The 15,648-nt window shown below is 38.0% G+C and carries 19 protein-coding genes and 2 tRNA genes; 13 read left to right on the top strand and 8 right to left on the bottom strand.

The features are described 5' to 3' along the window. The first annotated feature begins 2 nt into the window (after positions 1–2). The 10 genes from CKV81_RS09140 to CKV81_RS09180 all read left to right on the top strand — a co-directional run bounded on the left by CKV81_RS09140 (position 3) and on the right by CKV81_RS09180 (position 5,927). A complete protein-coding gene (locus CKV81_RS09140; protein WP_095072627.1) occupies positions 3–398 on the top strand; it encodes a hypothetical protein in 396 nt (131 codons plus the stop codon). 23 nt (positions 399–421) lie between these two features. Then, positions 422–1,273 carry a hypothetical protein gene (locus CKV81_RS09145; protein ID WP_095072629.1) on the top strand — a complete coding sequence of 284 codons (852 nt, stop codon included), beginning with the start codon at positions 422–424 and terminating at the stop codon, positions 1,271–1,273. Between the two features lie 222 nt (positions 1,274–1,495). Then, positions 1,496–1,720, top strand: coding sequence for a hypothetical protein (locus tag CKV81_RS09150; RefSeq protein ID WP_095072631.1), 225 nt, complete (start codon positions 1,496–1,498; stop codon positions 1,718–1,720). Positions 1,721–1,725: 5 nt separating this feature from the next. Further along, the gene (locus tag CKV81_RS09155) at positions 1,726–3,078 is read left to right on the top strand and encodes a DUF3987 domain-containing protein (RefSeq protein ID WP_095072633.1); all 1,353 of its coding nucleotides are present in this window, start codon (positions 1,726–1,728) and stop codon (positions 3,076–3,078) included. Beyond that, entirely contained in the window at positions 3,062–4,264 is a 1,203-nt protein-coding gene (locus CKV81_RS09160) for a DUF6371 domain-containing protein (protein ID WP_095072635.1), read from the top strand. Before CKV81_RS09155 ends, CKV81_RS09160 begins: the two co-directional genes overlap by 17 nt. Positions 4,265–4,272: 8 nt before the next feature. After that, positions 4,273–4,560: a hypothetical protein gene (locus CKV81_RS09165; protein ID WP_095072637.1), complete on the top strand. Its 288-nt coding sequence runs from the start codon at positions 4,273–4,275 to the stop codon at positions 4,558–4,560. 8 nt (positions 4,561–4,568) lie between these two features. Continuing rightward, entirely contained in the window at positions 4,569–4,799 is a 231-nt protein-coding gene (locus CKV81_RS09170; RefSeq protein WP_095072639.1) for a hypothetical protein, read from the top strand. Next, on the top strand, positions 4,756–4,983 hold the full coding sequence (locus CKV81_RS13360) for a hypothetical protein (protein ID WP_157727399.1): 228 nt from the start codon (positions 4,756–4,758) through the stop codon (positions 4,981–4,983). The genes CKV81_RS09170 and CKV81_RS13360 overlap by 44 nt, the downstream gene beginning before the upstream one ends. Then, entirely contained in the window at positions 4,970–5,281 is a 312-nt protein-coding gene (locus CKV81_RS09175; RefSeq protein ID WP_095072641.1) for a hypothetical protein, read from the top strand. Before CKV81_RS13360 ends, CKV81_RS09175 begins: the two co-directional genes overlap by 14 nt. A gap of 10 nt (positions 5,282–5,291) precedes the next feature. Then, complete coding sequence (locus CKV81_RS09180) at positions 5,292–5,927, top strand: hypothetical protein (protein ID WP_095072643.1); 636 nt, start codon at positions 5,292–5,294, stop codon at positions 5,925–5,927. Between the two features lie 470 nt (positions 5,928–6,397). On the opposite strand, the gene CKV81_RS09195 is transcribed toward CKV81_RS09180, so the two are convergent. From CKV81_RS09195 to CKV81_RS09220, 7 genes are all read right to left on the bottom strand, one after another. Next, positions 6,398–6,472, bottom strand: a tRNA-Glu gene (locus CKV81_RS09195). A gap of 10 nt (positions 6,473–6,482) precedes the next feature. Next, complete coding sequence (gene rpsT / locus CKV81_RS09200) at positions 6,483–6,737, bottom strand: 30S ribosomal protein S20 (protein WP_095072649.1); 255 nt, start codon at positions 6,735–6,737, stop codon at positions 6,483–6,485. A 91-nt stretch (positions 6,738–6,828) separates the two neighbouring features. Then, positions 6,829–6,984: a hypothetical protein gene (locus CKV81_RS13365; protein ID WP_198409815.1), complete on the bottom strand. Its 156-nt coding sequence runs from the start codon at positions 6,982–6,984 to the stop codon at positions 6,829–6,831. Then, positions 6,981–7,610, bottom strand: coding sequence for a type IV toxin-antitoxin system AbiEi family antitoxin domain-containing protein (locus tag CKV81_RS09205; protein WP_095072651.1), 630 nt, complete (start codon positions 7,608–7,610; stop codon positions 6,981–6,983). Before CKV81_RS09205 ends, CKV81_RS13365 begins: the two co-directional genes overlap by 4 nt. 176 nt (positions 7,611–7,786) lie before the next feature. Continuing rightward, positions 7,787–8,515 (bottom strand): hypothetical protein, encoded by a 729-nt coding sequence (locus CKV81_RS09210; RefSeq protein ID WP_095072653.1) that lies wholly within the window; start codon positions 8,513–8,515, stop codon positions 7,787–7,789. A 302-nt stretch (positions 8,516–8,817) separates the two neighbouring features. Beyond that, a tRNA-Glu gene (locus CKV81_RS09215) sits at positions 8,818–8,889 on the bottom strand. Between the two features lie 67 nt (positions 8,890–8,956). Then, positions 8,957–10,255: an N-acetylmuramoyl-L-alanine amidase family protein gene (locus tag CKV81_RS09220; protein WP_095072655.1), complete on the bottom strand. Its 1,299-nt coding sequence runs from the start codon at positions 10,253–10,255 to the stop codon at positions 8,957–8,959. A 23-nt stretch (positions 10,256–10,278) separates the two neighbouring features. Here CKV81_RS09220 and CKV81_RS09225 point away from each other — a divergent pair, with 23 nt between their 5' ends. From CKV81_RS09225 to CKV81_RS09235, 3 genes are read left to right on the top strand one after another with little or no spacing between them, the layout of a single operon-like run. After that, the gene (locus CKV81_RS09225) at positions 10,279–12,900 is read left to right on the top strand and encodes a putative LPS assembly protein LptD (RefSeq protein WP_258454125.1); all 2,622 of its coding nucleotides are present in this window, start codon (positions 10,279–10,281) and stop codon (positions 12,898–12,900) included. 55 nt (positions 12,901–12,955) lie between these two features. Beyond that, positions 12,956–13,336, top strand: coding sequence for a RidA family protein (locus CKV81_RS09230; RefSeq protein WP_095072657.1), 381 nt, complete (start codon positions 12,956–12,958; stop codon positions 13,334–13,336). A gap of 6 nt (positions 13,337–13,342) precedes the next feature. Then, on the top strand, positions 13,343–13,792 hold the full coding sequence (locus CKV81_RS09235; RefSeq protein WP_095072659.1) for a hypothetical protein: 450 nt from the start codon (positions 13,343–13,345) through the stop codon (positions 13,790–13,792). 145 nt (positions 13,793–13,937) lie between these two features. Here the strand turns inward: CKV81_RS09235 and CKV81_RS09240 are convergent, their stop codons facing one another. Next, positions 13,938–15,452, bottom strand: coding sequence for a trypsin-like peptidase domain-containing protein (locus CKV81_RS09240; RefSeq protein WP_095072662.1), 1,515 nt, complete (start codon positions 15,450–15,452; stop codon positions 13,938–13,940). Positions 15,453–15,648 lie beyond the last annotated feature (196 nt).

Here is a 15,648-nt window from a genome sequence, read left to right on the forward strand (position 1 = left end):
TTATGTACACACAAGAAACAAGATTAAACAGATTTGGAACTAATCAGATTATGTTCAGAATTGAATCAGAACATATGAGAAGTACAGAACCAGGTGCAGGAATTATTTCCGGTGATGAATTGAACTGCTATTTCTATAATAATATCCAAATTGAAGATGGTAAGTGTTATCTGTTAGAATGGATGGAAGCAGAAACAAAAGAAAAACATTTTTTTGTTAGAGCTGCAAAATTTGAAGGGGAGTACATAAAGTTTTATTGTGTGAATCCTGAATTTTCAGAAGGGGATTTTTTTTGCAAGCCTGAAGAACTAAAAGATACTTTCACCGGTATTGCAGTTGTAGAATCTTATTCCAGGTGGATGATGCGGAAAGAAGACATGGATGAATTATGCAGTTAAATTAAGAAGTAAAAGATAGTGGTATGAGTGAAAAGCAAACAAATGATGAAGATCTTTGGATTGAATATTTAAAAGTTTTAGAGGAAATTCAAAGTAAGGTTCACTTTCATTATGAAGTTATAGGATGCGTGGAATTGTTCCTTATTCAGGATACGCCAGCAAACTTCGATTTGAGTTATTTTAGAGAGGAGTTTTGCGGATCCTATTGGAAAATAAATGGAATAACCATATTTAATCCTTTGATTTACCTCAATATCAAAACTGCTGATGAAGAACAATTTTCAAAATTCAGGCAGGCTTATTTTGATGGTTTCAAGTACTTTGCTGATAATTTTAGAGCGATTGATCCAAGCGAAAACCATATCAGAACCTTACATGATCATTTTATAGATAGGTGGCGACATTACTATGGTTTTGCAAGTACACTTGTACATTATGAAAATATTACTGATTCAGGTTATTACTGCGGAATTTTAGCAGCATATGCGGATTATGAAACTAATAATATATTAAGATTCAGACAATTATCTGATCATATTTTTGCTGCAGCTGATGTAGAAGGTGTGAACCAAAGAAAGAAGAGATTAGTCAAAAGTATAAAAGAATACTTTGGTAAGGATGTAAGCATGGAGGGCAGAGAAAGAATAATCAGGGAGCTTAAGAAAAGAATAAAGGCTGGAGATTACAAAAACGCCGGTAAAGATATTTCTGAACTTGCAAGCAAGAGAACTTTAGTGGATCCATTTCGACTAAAACCATTCTTGCGCCTGATTACGGAAGATATGAATGAAAATGAATTTAATTCGTGCTATGTGCAAATAAGTGAAAATTATCGTGATGAGCAGAAGTTGGCTAAAACACAGAAAAACAAATAATTACACGATTTATTTTTATTTAAATTTTATTAATAAAAAACAATAAATACAGTCAGCATATGACGTGATTATCTTTGAAATGTGAAAAGAAAAACCACCGGCCGAAACCGATGGATAAGTATCAAACGAAGGATTAAAGATTGCACCCCTTAATCTTCTTCAAAGATACAAATTCCAAAAGTTTCCAAAGGTGGTAAGGTTAAACTATTAAACTTATTACTGATGGAAAATCCATTTGCTGCAATTGAGAAGCAGCTCGCAACAATCAATTCAAAACTTGATCAGGTACTGCAGGAAGGTAAAGATGCGCAGCCGGAACTATTAACCAGGAAGGAATACCTTAAGAAAAGAGGCATATCTGATACTTCGCTATGGCGTGAAGAAAAGGATGGTCTTATTGCACCGGTGTTTATTGGAAGAAAAAAGTACTATAAATTTCCAAACTAACAGCCATGAATGCGGTAAGAATGAATGTAGATCAGTTGAAGGAATCAATCAAAGAATCTTTCAAAGATGATCAGCAGAATATTCCGCTGGAAGTATTTCCTGAAGTGGTACGTGAAATTATTTCTGAAAAAACAAAGCAGAGCTTGGCGGTGGAATTCTTATTTGCTTCAGCACTTGCAGCGGTTTCTATTGCTATTGGGAATTCTTTCAAAGTAGAATTAATTCCGGGAATGTTTACAAATGCTTCGCTGTATGTATCGGTAGTTGCTGAAAGTGGCAGCGGAAAAACCGAAGGCATAGAATCTTTTCTGAAGCCTTTGCTGCAGATTGAATCAGAAAACAATAAGAGATTTTTAGAGGAGGAAAAGCAATACCAAAAGAACAAAGCGCTTCCATTAGATCAGCAGCAGGATATTCCAAAGCCCTACAGAAAGCAGCGTATAATGCAGGATTTGACTGCAGAAGCATTTGCTGATAGGATGGAAAAGAATCCAGGTGGATTAGGGGGATATGTAGATGAAATAAAAGGCTTTGTGACTTCACAAGGACAGTACAAAGGTGGAAAAGGTAATGATAGGCAGTTTTGGCTTTCAGTGTGGAATGGAAAGAAAGCAATGAAAGACAGAGTTAATCAGTCTATTTTTATTGAAAATGTTTTCTTCACGCTTATTGGTGGAATTCAGAAGGAAGAAGCCAGCGAACTATTTATGAAAATGTTTTCTGATGGATTTGCACCGAGATTCTTATTTGTTGTGGCTGACAATCTTACACCATTAAAATGGAACTTGGACCCGGTAGATGCAAGTATGGATGCTACATGGGATAAGATAATCAGATCAATAATTGAAATGCAGCCGGAAAACAATGAATCCAGGCTCGTAAAATTTGAAAGAGATGCCGCTGAATTACTTGTTAATTGGAGAAATAACCAAAGCCGGGCAAATAACTTCGCAATGCGCTTATTTGATGCAAAACTGCAGATATATGCAATCAGGTTTTCTTTGGTTCTGCATATCCTGAAAAGGGCAGTAGAAGGTACTTTTTATGATGATGATCTTATTGAATTAGAAACTGCTGAAAATGCGCTTAAGTTGGTGAAATACTTCCGGGATAATGCTGAAAAGATGACCAAAGCCATGAAGCTGGATGATCCTTTAGAATCTTTGGATGCCAATAAACTGACTTTGTACGATATGCTTCCGGATCAGTTTACTACCGGTGAAGGAGAGCAGATTGCGAAGAATAACAAATTGTTAGGGCATACGGCCTTTAATACTTTCCTGAAAAACAAAAGGCTTTTCAAGAAGTTAGGGCAGGGTAATTACGAAAAACTTATTGCAGATGGAAACGATAATTAACTACAGATTCAAGCTGGATAGATCTTCCAAAAAGTATATCTGCCCACAATGCGGTAAAAAGGAACTTGTCAAGTATAAGGATGCTGCAGGAAATTATCAAGGGGATGAATTCGGCCGATGCGACAGAGCTGACAAATGCGGTTATCTGCGTTATCCTGATACTGTTTCTGAAAGTACTTCCGATTATGTGGCACCAGTGAGAAAGCCACAAGTTTACTTTCCTAAAGAATACCTGCAAAAAACCAGGAAGAACTTTGATCAGAATGTATTTCTGCAGAACATGGAAAAGGCTGGTATTCCTTCAGAGAAAATCAAGAAAGTAGAAGATTATCAGGTGGGAACAATTACCAAAGGTAAGTATGCCGGTGGTATCTGCTTTCCTTACATTGATAAGCATAATAGAGTGCATTCTGTTCAAGTGAAAGTCTTTAATTCTGAAAATAAAACTATTGACCAAAATTGGCTGCATTCTATTCTCTATTATCATTTTAAAGCTTCAGGAAATATTCCGCAATGGCTTACAGATTACCATAATAACGAGAAGAAAACAAACTGCTTTTTTGGTGAGCATTTACTCGAAGTATATCCTTCAAAGGAAATAATTATTGCAGAAAGTCCAAAGAATGCCATTTTAGGCAGTTTCATTCTGCCGGAATACTTGTGGATGGCTTCAGGTTCTTTAAGTACTTTAAGCGTAAACAAACTGCGTAAACTGAAGGGAAGAAAAATACTTCTGATTCCTGATACTTCACCGGAAAGCGTAGCCTTTGATCAGTGGAAACTTATTTGTGATGAAGCAGTTGAAGCAGGGATAAAAGTGCAAATGTGCAGGTTTATCGAAGACATGGCTACAGAAAATCAGAAAGCTGCCGGATATGATATTGCTGATTATGTGATGGATTTACTGAAGGAAGATCCGAAATTATTTAAGGCTGCTTCAAAAGAGATATCTGCACCGGTTCCGGCCAGGAAGGAATATAATTCTGATAATCTAAAAGCATTTGCCGGTGAGATTCTCGAAGAGTGCGATTCCTTACCAGCTGAAGTATTACTGAACAAAATTAGAGATTCAAAACATTTTGCTGGCGAAAATCCTATTGATGTAGTTTCCCAAATGCGCTTAAAAAACATTATAGACTGCACCAGCTTTAACACTTATTTTTTATTCAATTCAACACCATTCTAAAAACACAAATGATGATATACAAAAACAATTCTCGCAGCTATTGGACAATTCAAATTGATAATTATACTTGGCTGCTATGCTCACCGGGAATTATCGTAGAAGCAAATAAAGATCAAAGGGATGCATTTATCAGGAAATACTATTACGTTAAAATGCAGCATTCAATTATGAAGGATCCGGAAGTTTACAAGGCAGCAAAGCAGAGATATTTGGAGAGTTTAGCAAAGTGGAGGTTCAATAGGCAGAAGCCTTTCTTTATTACTTATGATGAACCCGATAAACAAACGGAAAAATAACGGAATCTATGGAAACAAGAAAAGAAAAACTTCAAGAAGTAATTAATGAAATTAATACTGCTTTTGACAGTAAAGAATTTTTGTCAAAATTATCTGATGCAGCAAAATTAGAAATATTTGAATTATCAATAATTGAGGGCGGTTTGGTTAATCTTTCCGAATCTACAAAAAAAGAACTTCAAAAAATACAAAATAATGGAAACCAGGAAACAGAAATTACAGCAGATAATCGGCAGTAAAGATGAATACTTCTTTATGTACGCTGATGATCGAATGATGTTCTTCAGGAACAGAATAGAAATTCCCGAAGTAGATTACCGGCAGGAAGTCAGATCCGGAACCAAAGTAGAAATGCCTTTGTTCTTTGATCAGGAAGTTAAAAAGCAGTTTAACCTAAAAACCTTTGAAGATGAGCAGGAATAAGGATGGCACCTTCGCACCTGGGAATCCGGGAGGAGGCAGGCCAAAAGGCAGTAAGAACAAGCAAACAGAAAATATCAGGCAATTCTTTATTGATTTCGTAGATAGGAACAAGGAAGAGCTGCAGAATGATTTCGAGATATTAGAACCAAAGGAAAGGTTCAAGTACATTTTTGATATGGCTAAATTCTTTCTGCCGACACTCAAAGCAGTGGAGTTTGGAAACATCCTGGATGAACTTACAGAGGATGATTTTGAAAAATTATTAAATCAAATTAAAGAACAATACAATTTAAATTAAAAGTACAATTATGAAAAAATTCACTATTCAAGAAGAGTTACCAAAAAAAGGGAAATTAGAACCTATCCACATTGACGAGATGCGTCTAAATTGGGAGAAGGAAAAGCTGCAGCGAGCAGAGGAAAGCCTGAACAAGTTTGTGCAAGTGGTGCAATCTGTTTTAGGTGATCTTTCAGCAGCCAAATTGAAAAGATTACATTTAGAAAGTAATGAAGTGGTGCAGGAAGAACTTGCCAGCAGATTTCAGTTTCCAAATGCTTCTGATCAGTTTAACCTGGATGCATTAGGTATTAACGTGGAACCTATTTACGAAATGAGAAAAGAGTTTGCACACACCTGGAGCAGTTATTCATTTCAGTACAAAGATGGAAAATTTATTGCTGATGAAGATCAGGCAGTATTCCAGCAGTTTTACACCTATGTAGATACACCGGAGAAAAAGAAGTTTATTTCACTATTAGAGCAGCAGGTGGAGCTTTACAATGAATTCAAGGCTGCTGGTTTAATACGTAGCTATACACATCTTCGTGAAGTCTTTTATCCCAATATGTTCACCATTGATATTTATGGGAATATGAGTGTAAAGACAGACAGATTACCATCTTTGTTAAGTTATGTAGGAAGATATATCCAAATCAGCGTTTGATTGTACGCTTCATATTTTGGTGGCCGCTGGGAAATATCCTGGCGGTTTTTTTTATAGTTGGCCAGCACATTTTTATGCCAGCTTTATGAAATACGCTGAAAATACACCTAAAATACACCCAAAATACGCTATATTTCAAATTTGTAAAGATATGATTATCAGTTATATAAAGGTTAAATACGCAAAATACGTAAAATACACCTATATAAAGTATTTGAGAAATAAAAAATCCACCTGGAAACCAAGTGGAAATTTGTAAAAAGATAATGGTATTTCTGTGGGGGAACTACCGCAGCAAATATAAGAATATTTCAAATAGAAAAGTTTAATTAAATGTTTGTTTAAATTTTTTGCTTTTAAGGAAATATTGAATTTTTAGTACTAAAATATTGAAATAATACAAAAATAATACAAAAAAGGCACTCACATAAAATGTAAATGCCTGATTAAAAAGTGTTTGATACTTTTTTTGGTAGCCCGTAGGGGAATCGAACCCCTCTTGCAAGAATGAAAATCTTGAGTCCTAACCGATAGACGAACGGGCCGCTGTATAAATTACGCTAATTTATTAACGTGTTTAGTCAGTTTGCTTTTCAGGTTAGCTGCTTTGTTTTTGTGGATAATGTTCTTTTTAGCAAGCTTATCCAACAAAGAGATAACTTTTGGCAGTTGCTCTGTAGCAGCCGTCTTATCCTCTTCATTTCTTAGTACTTTCACAGCTGTTCTGGCAGTTTTGTGATAGTATCTGTTACGCAGTCTTCTTGCTGCGTTTTGTCTGATTCTCTTTAGTGCTGATTTATGATTTGCCATAATTGTTTCTCAATTGTGGGTGCAAAGATATAACTATTTTTTATTCCTACAAATTTATTTTAAAAAAAATTAAAAAAACTTTCATCATTGTTCACCCGTTCTTTTCACCGCCATAAAACGCGGCTTTTGAAAAGAAACCGCCTCTCGATAAACCCGCCAAAGCCACTTGCTGCATTATCTCCCGCAATGCCTGTTTGTAGTCCTCCGCGGTTTTTGGCTGATATTCATCAACCCAGTCCTTTATCATAATTTTTCAATGGCTTTTATTAAAAACTTCAGCGAATCCTCTTTTGGCGCTCCGGAAATCCAACTCTGCATTTCTGCGGTGTTTAATTCCTTTAGTTGGTTTTCATCCATCCTCATGTTTTCCAGCATAAAGGTTTCGGCAGAATCCACGCTTCGGAGAATAATTCCTGGCGTTGTAACCACTTTATCCATAATTGCTTTTGCCGCCGTTGCCATTAAAGCAAATTGATTCGCACGCAGTTCTACTTGCTCAATCCCGAAAGCATAATAAGGCGCAGGAATTTTTATGAACTCAAAATTTCCAAGTTGGTTTTTGAAATTTTTGGAACGCTTCAAAGTCATTGATACAATGCTGAAAACTTTTTCAGGAATAATTCCCCTGAATGAAAGTGCTGACTCAGCAGAGATATAACTCGGGCCATAAATAGCATTTGCAACAGCGAAAGGCTCCGGAAGCAGTTCGGAATTAAGGGTATACAGACCTTTTTTTAAAGATAACAATTCTCCTTTCTGAATCATTTCGTGAATTTTGTCGTTGGGTCTTTTGTAGTTTTTCAAAAGCGACAGCATAACCGAATGAGGAATCGGCTGAGAATGTAAGGCTGATATTTGTTTTTCAAAATCCACACTACAAATGTAAAAAATATAACAGATAATCGGATAATTTCCGATTATCTGTTTTCAAAATTACATAATTTTAATGTTGCTTGTTTAGTAATTTAAAAAAAATTGAAGCCGATGCCGTAGAATTTTTCACATCGGCAAGGCAGATAATAATCAGCGTAAAAAGGCAAGGGGTGGGACTATAATTTTAGCAACCAGTCACCTTCACTATCTTTTTTTGGCCGAAATCCATAGCGACAACGGCAAGAATCAAATTCTATTGTTTTATGGGGTAAAGGCGGATTCTCAAACAGTTTTTCTAACTCAATTACTGTGTTGTCGTATTTTTCACATTCTGTTCCACTGACAGAAAGAATAACGCATTCGACTTCGAAATATTGGTAATTTAAAAAACGTCTGTTTTCGTTCAGTTGTGAATCCAATGCTAACTTTCTAAATTCGATAACTTGTTCGTGGTTTCCTTCTTCTTTTGAGAAATTTGCCATTGAAGGATAAATAAGAGAGAATTGATGCGGTTTGGTTGTTGGTGATTCTAACAAGAAATTGAATTTTGACCAAATGAATTCCTTTAGAGGCTCAAATGTAACGATATAACTGTTGTTAAATTCTTCAAGTAGAATTTCTTTGTCGTAGCCACAATTAACCAACTTGTTAAAATTTTTGTATTTAAATGAAACAAATTTTTTAATGTATTCCATTTCTTCCGATTGTTGTTCGGTTAGATAATAAAAGTTATCATTATTCTTTTTAACAAAGACGTATTGTTGGCAGTTTTTGCACTTAAACTTTCGTGTCTTTTGTTCGTCCGGTTCATTGTTGCAATTGGGACATTTGCATTTTTTATTAAAATGCGCTAATCGACGTTCGAGTTCAGTTTCGTCTTTTTTAAGATAATCTCCAAAAAACATATTCATAGGTTTTATTCAAAATTAACAAAACCTAAATTATTAAGGAACATTCCCAATAATCTTTGTTAGACTTTCATTGTTTCCATATCATACACTCACAAATTTAAACGCAGTTGGTGTTTTGGGTAATTCCTTTGCTCGAACCTTTGCCGACTGTTCACCGGATTTTGAACCGGATTTGTTTTTGTATTCCTGATATTGGGGTAATGATAAAATAACGCTTATTATTGATAAATAGGGCGTTTATTGTTTTAAGTTCGGGCAATAAAAAAACCGTTTGGTTTAAACGAGTTTGTGAGTTGTAGCCTATAGGGGAATCGAACCCCTGTTGCAAGAATGAAAATCTTGAGTCCTTACCACTAGACGAATAGGCCAATAAAAATTTGGGCCTGCAAAAATATCGAAAAACTTTTGAATTCCAAAATCAGACAGGCGGCAGGATTATTTTACCACCTTTTGAATTACGGTATTTTGGATTCCTTTTTTGTCAAGGTCTTTCTGTAGGTCTATGGCTTCCTCAAGTGATTTTGCATTTCCGTAGGTGTAGTAGAATACTCCGTTGACCTTCTCGCGGATCAGTTTGTCTTTCAGCGTTTGAACTGCATAAGAATTACTGCTCAGTTTGTCTTTCGTAGCAGCAACTTCTATGGTGTAATATCCGCTGCCCAGTTTCTGGTTGGGTACAAAACCGATGGGAACAGCATTTTTGAATCCCGCATCTTTTGCTGTTTTCAGGTTATTATCACGAACAGAGGCCAAGTTGGTATTGGCGTAGTAATATTTATACAGATTACCTTCTTTGATCGGAAGGACGTAATTCAGACCTTTCAGCGCCGGATCTCCGGAGTTGTATTTGCTTGGTGAGCTCATCAGCAAAATCCTGAAATCGTTTTTCAGTGGCTGTTCTGCCGGCTTTTCGGGTGCCGGGGTTGCGGCTACAGAACCTCCTCTGCGGTCATAAGCTTTTTTATAGCTCATAATTCCGTTGTAGATGCTCTCAGAAATCTCGTTTTGCCCAATTTCTGATGCAAGATAATGTGCCTCATCATAATTGCTTATAAATCCCATTTCCACCAGAACGGAAGGCATCGCATTCATCCGGAGAACGTGGAAGTTTTCCTGTTTTACACCACGGGAAAGCCTTTTGTCTTTATTGGCGAACTGGTCTTCTATAAACCCAGCCAGAATAGTGCTGGCCTCACGGTAGCGGGCCTGCTGAAGCTTCAGCGCAATCAGAGATTCCGGTGAAGTAGGATCGTAAGATGCAAATCTCTGGCGGTCCTGAGCATCGAGATAAATCACCTCGTTCTCTGCTTTGGCCACGTTCAGGTTGGTGTTATTTTGAGCTACCCCCAGCAAATAGGTTTCTGTTCCGTAAGGGGAGGTTTTTGTATTGGCATTGACGTGGATGGATACAAACAAATCGGCTTTGCTTCTGTTAGCCAAATCAGTACGCTCTGTAAGTGATGGATAAACGTCGGTCTTTCTCGTGTATATCACCTTGAAATCTTTATCTTTTTCCAGCATACGGCCTACTTTTAATGTTACTGAAAGCGTGATGTCTTTCTCGGCAATGTAGCCAATATCGGGATAACTTCTGTTGGAGCCGTGGTCACTTCCGCCGTGTCCGGCATCGAGTACAATAGTAAATTTTTTCTGGGCGCCCCCAAAAATAAAAAGGAGCAAGAACGCAAGGGTAAAATATTTGGTGAAAGTTGGAGTTTTAATATCAGTATTCATTATTTAAGTAAAAATAATTAATTTTGAGCCCATTATTAATTAATATAAAGCGAATCAAAATCGGCTTCAAAAATATATTACAAATTTTAATTATCCTAATTTTTAACAATTTTTTAGCAATATTAAATGCTCAAAATTTGCCTAAAAATGAGAGGGTTACCACATCTGTTTCCCAAAAGGATACCGTAATTGCAGCCAACGAGCAACTCCGGGATATCGTAGAATTTACATCAGATTTTCAGCGGACAGATCCGCCAAAGAAGATGACTTACCTCAATAAAAATGCGGTAGTCACTTACCAGGATATGAAAATCATGGCAGATTACATCTCAATCGACTGGAGTACCGGTAAGGTATTCGCCCGCGGAAAGCAGGATGAAAAGGGAAGGGTTACAGAACCCGTAATTACAGAACAGGCCGGCAAAAAGTACGAAACAGATTATTTCGACTTTAATTATAAAACCAAACAGGCGATCGCCTACAATGCCAGAACAGAGGAAAGCGAAGGCGTAATCGTGGCTGAGAAAACAAAGAAAGTGAATGACTCGGTGTTCTTTATGCGCCGGGGTAAGTACACCACCGATGAGTACTTTATCAAGAAAAAAGATACCATTGCGGATTACTATCTGCTCGCTCCAAATATCAAACTTATTAAAGGGAAAAATAAGTCGCAGGTAATCACCGGCCCTGTTCAGATGTACATTGAGCGTGTTCCTACACCTTTGGCGCTTCCTTTCGGGATCTTGCCTTTTTCTGATAAAAGGACTGCGGGGATCCTTATTCCGAGCTTTGGGGAAAAGCAGGATGTCGGATTTTTTCTGAATGGTTTGGGATATTATCAGCCTATCGGTGAACATTTTGACGTGAAGGTTTTGATTGATTTCTTTACCAAAGGAAGCTGGAACATCCGACCGGAAGTCAATTACAAGAAGAATTACCGGTATAACGGTAATTTTAATTCAGAAGTCGGAACGACGGTTCGGGGAATCAAAGGCCTGGATGATTACAGCAAATCTTCAACCTACCGCATCGGCTGGCGGCATCAGCAGGACTCAAAAGCAAATCCGTATTTCAATTTTTCAGCATCCGTGGATATCGTGAGCAATAAGTTTTACAACAACACGATCAACAACAACCATATCTTTAACCAGAGGGTTCTGAATACACAGCAGAACTCTACCATCAGTGCTACAAAACGTTTCCTTACATTACCTGTAACGATTACAGGAGCAGCCTCCTATTCGCAGAATTTTGCGGATAATACCGTAAATCTTCGTTTACCACAGATGAACGTCGCCATTAATCAGTTTTATCTTTTCAAACCAAGAAACGGCGGCATCAGGGAAGGCTTGCTTGAGAACATCACCGTTAACACCGGTCTTAATTTCTCAAATTTTGTAAGTAATGTGAAGGAGCGCGATATGTTTAAGGCCCAAATGTGGGACAATCTGCAAACCGGCTTACAAAACAATATTTCTCTCGGTACCAATACAACTTTAGCAAAATATTTCACTTTTTCCGTCTCGGCGCAGGCCAATAATGTTTTAACGACTAAGACTTTGACCAGGAATTATAATCCCGTAACGAACGAGGTGGAAAATGTTTACAATAAAAAAATAGCAGGATTTTCAACCTTTTCTACCAATGCGAGCCTGCAAACGACACTTTACGGAATGCTCAATTTCCGGAAAGGCGCACTGATTGAACGGGTTCGCCACATGGTGACGCCAAGCATTGGTTTTACCTATCAGCCCGATTTCGGAGAATCGAAATGGGGTTATTTCAGAAATTATTACGATGCCAATGGGCAGCTGACGCCATATTCCATATTCGACGGCGGCATTTTCGGTGCCCCAAGTGCCGGAATGGTTGGAGCGCTCACTTACAGCATCGGCAATAATATCGAGATGAAAGTCCGCTCAAAGCAGGACTCCACGGGAATTAAAAAAGTAAAACTTTTCGAAAGTCTCAATATTGCCGGTGGTTATAACTTCGCAGCCAAAGACCACAAATGGTCAATGATCAGCGTGAATGGCCAAACCTCGTTACTGGACGGTAAGGTGAGTTTAAATTCCAGTTTGGTCATCGATCCGTATGAGACGGTTTACAATGAGTTGGGTGTGGGAACAAGAACTGAAAATTTCGGAAAATTCAATCTTCAGGGATTCAATGTGCAGTTTGCCGTGCCTTTAAGCGATGCGCTGTTCAATAAAGATAAAAAGAAACCGGAAGAGCTTTACAACACCCGGGGTGAGATCCGAAATGAGAATTATTATTTTGATAATTATAACTATGCACATTTCTCACAACCGTGGTCGCTCAATCTTAATGCCAATTATGCCTATACAAAAGGGATGACGAGATTCGGGAACAAAGTTGCATCTGTAGGAATCGACGGCAGCTTAAAGCTTACACCATTCTGGAATATCAACGGTAGCACGCACTACGATTTCATTACTAAAAAACTGGCGTACACCAGATTGGGTTTTCATCGGGACCAGAGGAGTTTTATCATAGATTTCAACTGGGTGCCGTTCGGCCAGTACAAGGTGTATGATTTTTATATCGGAATCAAGGCGAATATCCTGCGCGATGCGATTAAATATAAGGACCGAAGCTTCACTGATCCGGGTGCAAAATTCTAATTTTTAAGATCGTAAACATAGTATTATATTTGTTGGATAAAAAAATATCGGTATCGTGAAAAAAATTATCTCTACTACCAACGCTCCGGCTGCAATCGGACCTTATGCACAGGCAAATTTTGCAAATGGGATCCTTTATATTTCCGGGCAGATTCCTGTGGAACCCTCTACGGGGAAACTTGCTGAAGGCATCGAAAAAGCAACTCATCAGGTTATGAAAAACCTTGAAGCGATTTTGAGCGAAGCCGGTTTGAGTTTTAAAAATGTAGTGAAGTCAACAATCTTTCTGAAAAATATGGATGATTTTGCGGTAATGAACGATATTTATGCGTCTTACCTCGATGCCGAAAATTTCCCTGCGCGGGAAACGGTTCAGGTTTCGTGCCTTCCAAAAAATGTTGACATCGAAATTTCTATGATCGCTCATCAGTTTTAGTTATTGATGAATTTTTTAAGGAACACTTTAGGCGTAATTGTGGGTCTGGCTGTAGCCGGGCTTATCATTTCTGTTGGGATCAGGATCAATCCGGACTGGATGACTTATGAAAAATTTTCGCCATTTCAGAACTGGGAAAAGTTCCTGTTTTCGATGCGGAATAATACTGCTTTTTGGGTGTTTCTCTTATTTCTTTCGGGGATTGGGGCGTCTGTTGGTGGCGTTGCTACTGCGATGATCGTCAAATATGCAAAAGTTGCCTATGCGATTTTAATTGGCTTCATTCTGCTGTTCTGCGCCATGCTCGACATCATCATTTTCCCTTATCATCCAACGTTTTATAAAATCAGTATTTTCCTTACGTTTTTTCCTTTTGCCTGGCTTGGCGGTAAAATTACTGAAGTAATTTATGAAAGAAACCGGAAACGGAAAATCGCAGAGAAAATAAACAAATAAAAAACAACCTGTCTTAAAACCAAGTAATCTGGGCTGAGAATGGTCTAAAACGGAAACCTCTCCACCAAGAGCTCGAGAAAAAACACAAAAAAGCCGTTTTCACAGTTGTGAGACGGCTTCTTTACTTTTTTATAAATTAAATATTTTAGTTTGGCATTCTGAAGCCTTGTGTATAAATTCTTCCGTACTCATCCACATACTTGATTTGTACGTTTCCATTGAATCCGTTCAGGATTTTTTCTACATCTTTCTGTGAATTTACAGGCTTGCCGTTTATTTCCATAATGATGTAATTGTCTACGATGCCGATTTTAGAAAGTTCGCCACCATCAATGACGTTCCTCGCTAACACGCCGCTGTTCAGCCCGTATCTAGTTTTGAAATTTTCGCTTAGTGGCTGAAACTCTCCACCAATTTTTTCGCTCACGGTCAGGTCGGCTCTTGTTCTCGCAGAAATACCACCTTTCTGGTCTTTCAGTACAACTCTTACAGTCTTCTCGGCCCCGTTTCTTAAAAAAGTCACGTTCACAGCGTCACCAGGCCTTTTACTGCCGATCGCCAGTGAAAGATCTGCAAAATCCGTAATCGGAGTACTGTCTATTTTTGTGATGATATCACCCTTTCTTAAGCCTGCATCTTCGGAACCGCTGTTTGCAGTTACTTCGCGGATATACATGCCGTTGCCCGGCTTAAGGTTGGTTTTAAACTCTCTGTTATATAGTGCCACTTGCTGGTCATCTGAAAGGTCAAGCGTTCCTACTCCGAGGAAACCTCTCTGTACAAGTCCGAATTTCTTGATGTCCTCAACAATTTTTCTTGCTAAATTAGAAGGCACTGCAAAGCCATAACCGGAGTAATATCCTGTTGGTGAGGCAATGGCAGAGTTAATTCCGATTAAATCGCCATTGGTGTTTACCAAAGCACCACCGGAGTTACCCATATTAATCGCCGCATCGGTTTGGAGGAAGCTTTCAATTGGATTTGTGGCTTCGCCTTTGCTGCCAAGGATTCCAATTCCTCTGCCTTTTGCAGATATAATACCTGCCGTCGCCGTTGAATTAAGACCCAACGGATTTCCTACTGCTAGAACCCATTGCCCAACTTCCACTAAATCTGAATTGGCGAAATTAAGGTAAGGTAGCCCTTTTTCTTCAATTTTTAAAAGTGAAATGTCTGTGTTTGGGTCTGTACCAACCAAAGTTGCGATGTAAGACTTTCTGTTGTTCAGCACGACTTCAAGTTTGCTCGCTCCAGCAACAACGTGGTTATTTGAAATAATATATCCATCCGGAGAAATAATGACACCGGAACCCATTCCTGAAGGCATGTTGTCAGGCTTTTGCTGCTGGCGTTGTCTGCCCGGCTGCCCGAAGAAGTACTCGAAAATATCCTGCTCGCTTGATCTTCCAGCGCTGCGGTTCGAATAATTTTTAATGGTCACTACTGCAGGAACCGTCATTTTTGCGGCCTTAGTAAAATCTTCACCGAGCCCGGACATATTCATTCCGGCAAATTTGGTGTCATTGGCTTTTGTAAAGTAGGAATAATCCTGAGTGTTGGCGTTATTGCGCTCAGAGAATTTAATCCCTCCAAAAACTGTGGCGCCTGAAATCACGCCAACCATTGCGTAAGGTAAAAGTTTTTTCAATTCATTCTTCATTTTATAATCTCTTTTTTTCTTTTTTTTACTAAACAGTTATTTGATATTTGGGTAAACAAATTTAATGCTAAATAAGTGTTATATAAAATGCAACTGTTTCATTTTTAACTATAATTTAACAAGAATCGTACTAATTTAGAAGTTTTTATAATAAACAACGCAAAAATCTTTAGTTTTAAGCAGAATCTCCCTGTCA

Origin of the sequence: Chryseobacterium taklimakanense (genome assembly GCF_900187185.1) — a bacterium.
Classification (GTDB): domain Bacteria; phylum Bacteroidota; class Bacteroidia; order Flavobacteriales; family Weeksellaceae; genus Planobacterium; species Planobacterium taklimakanense.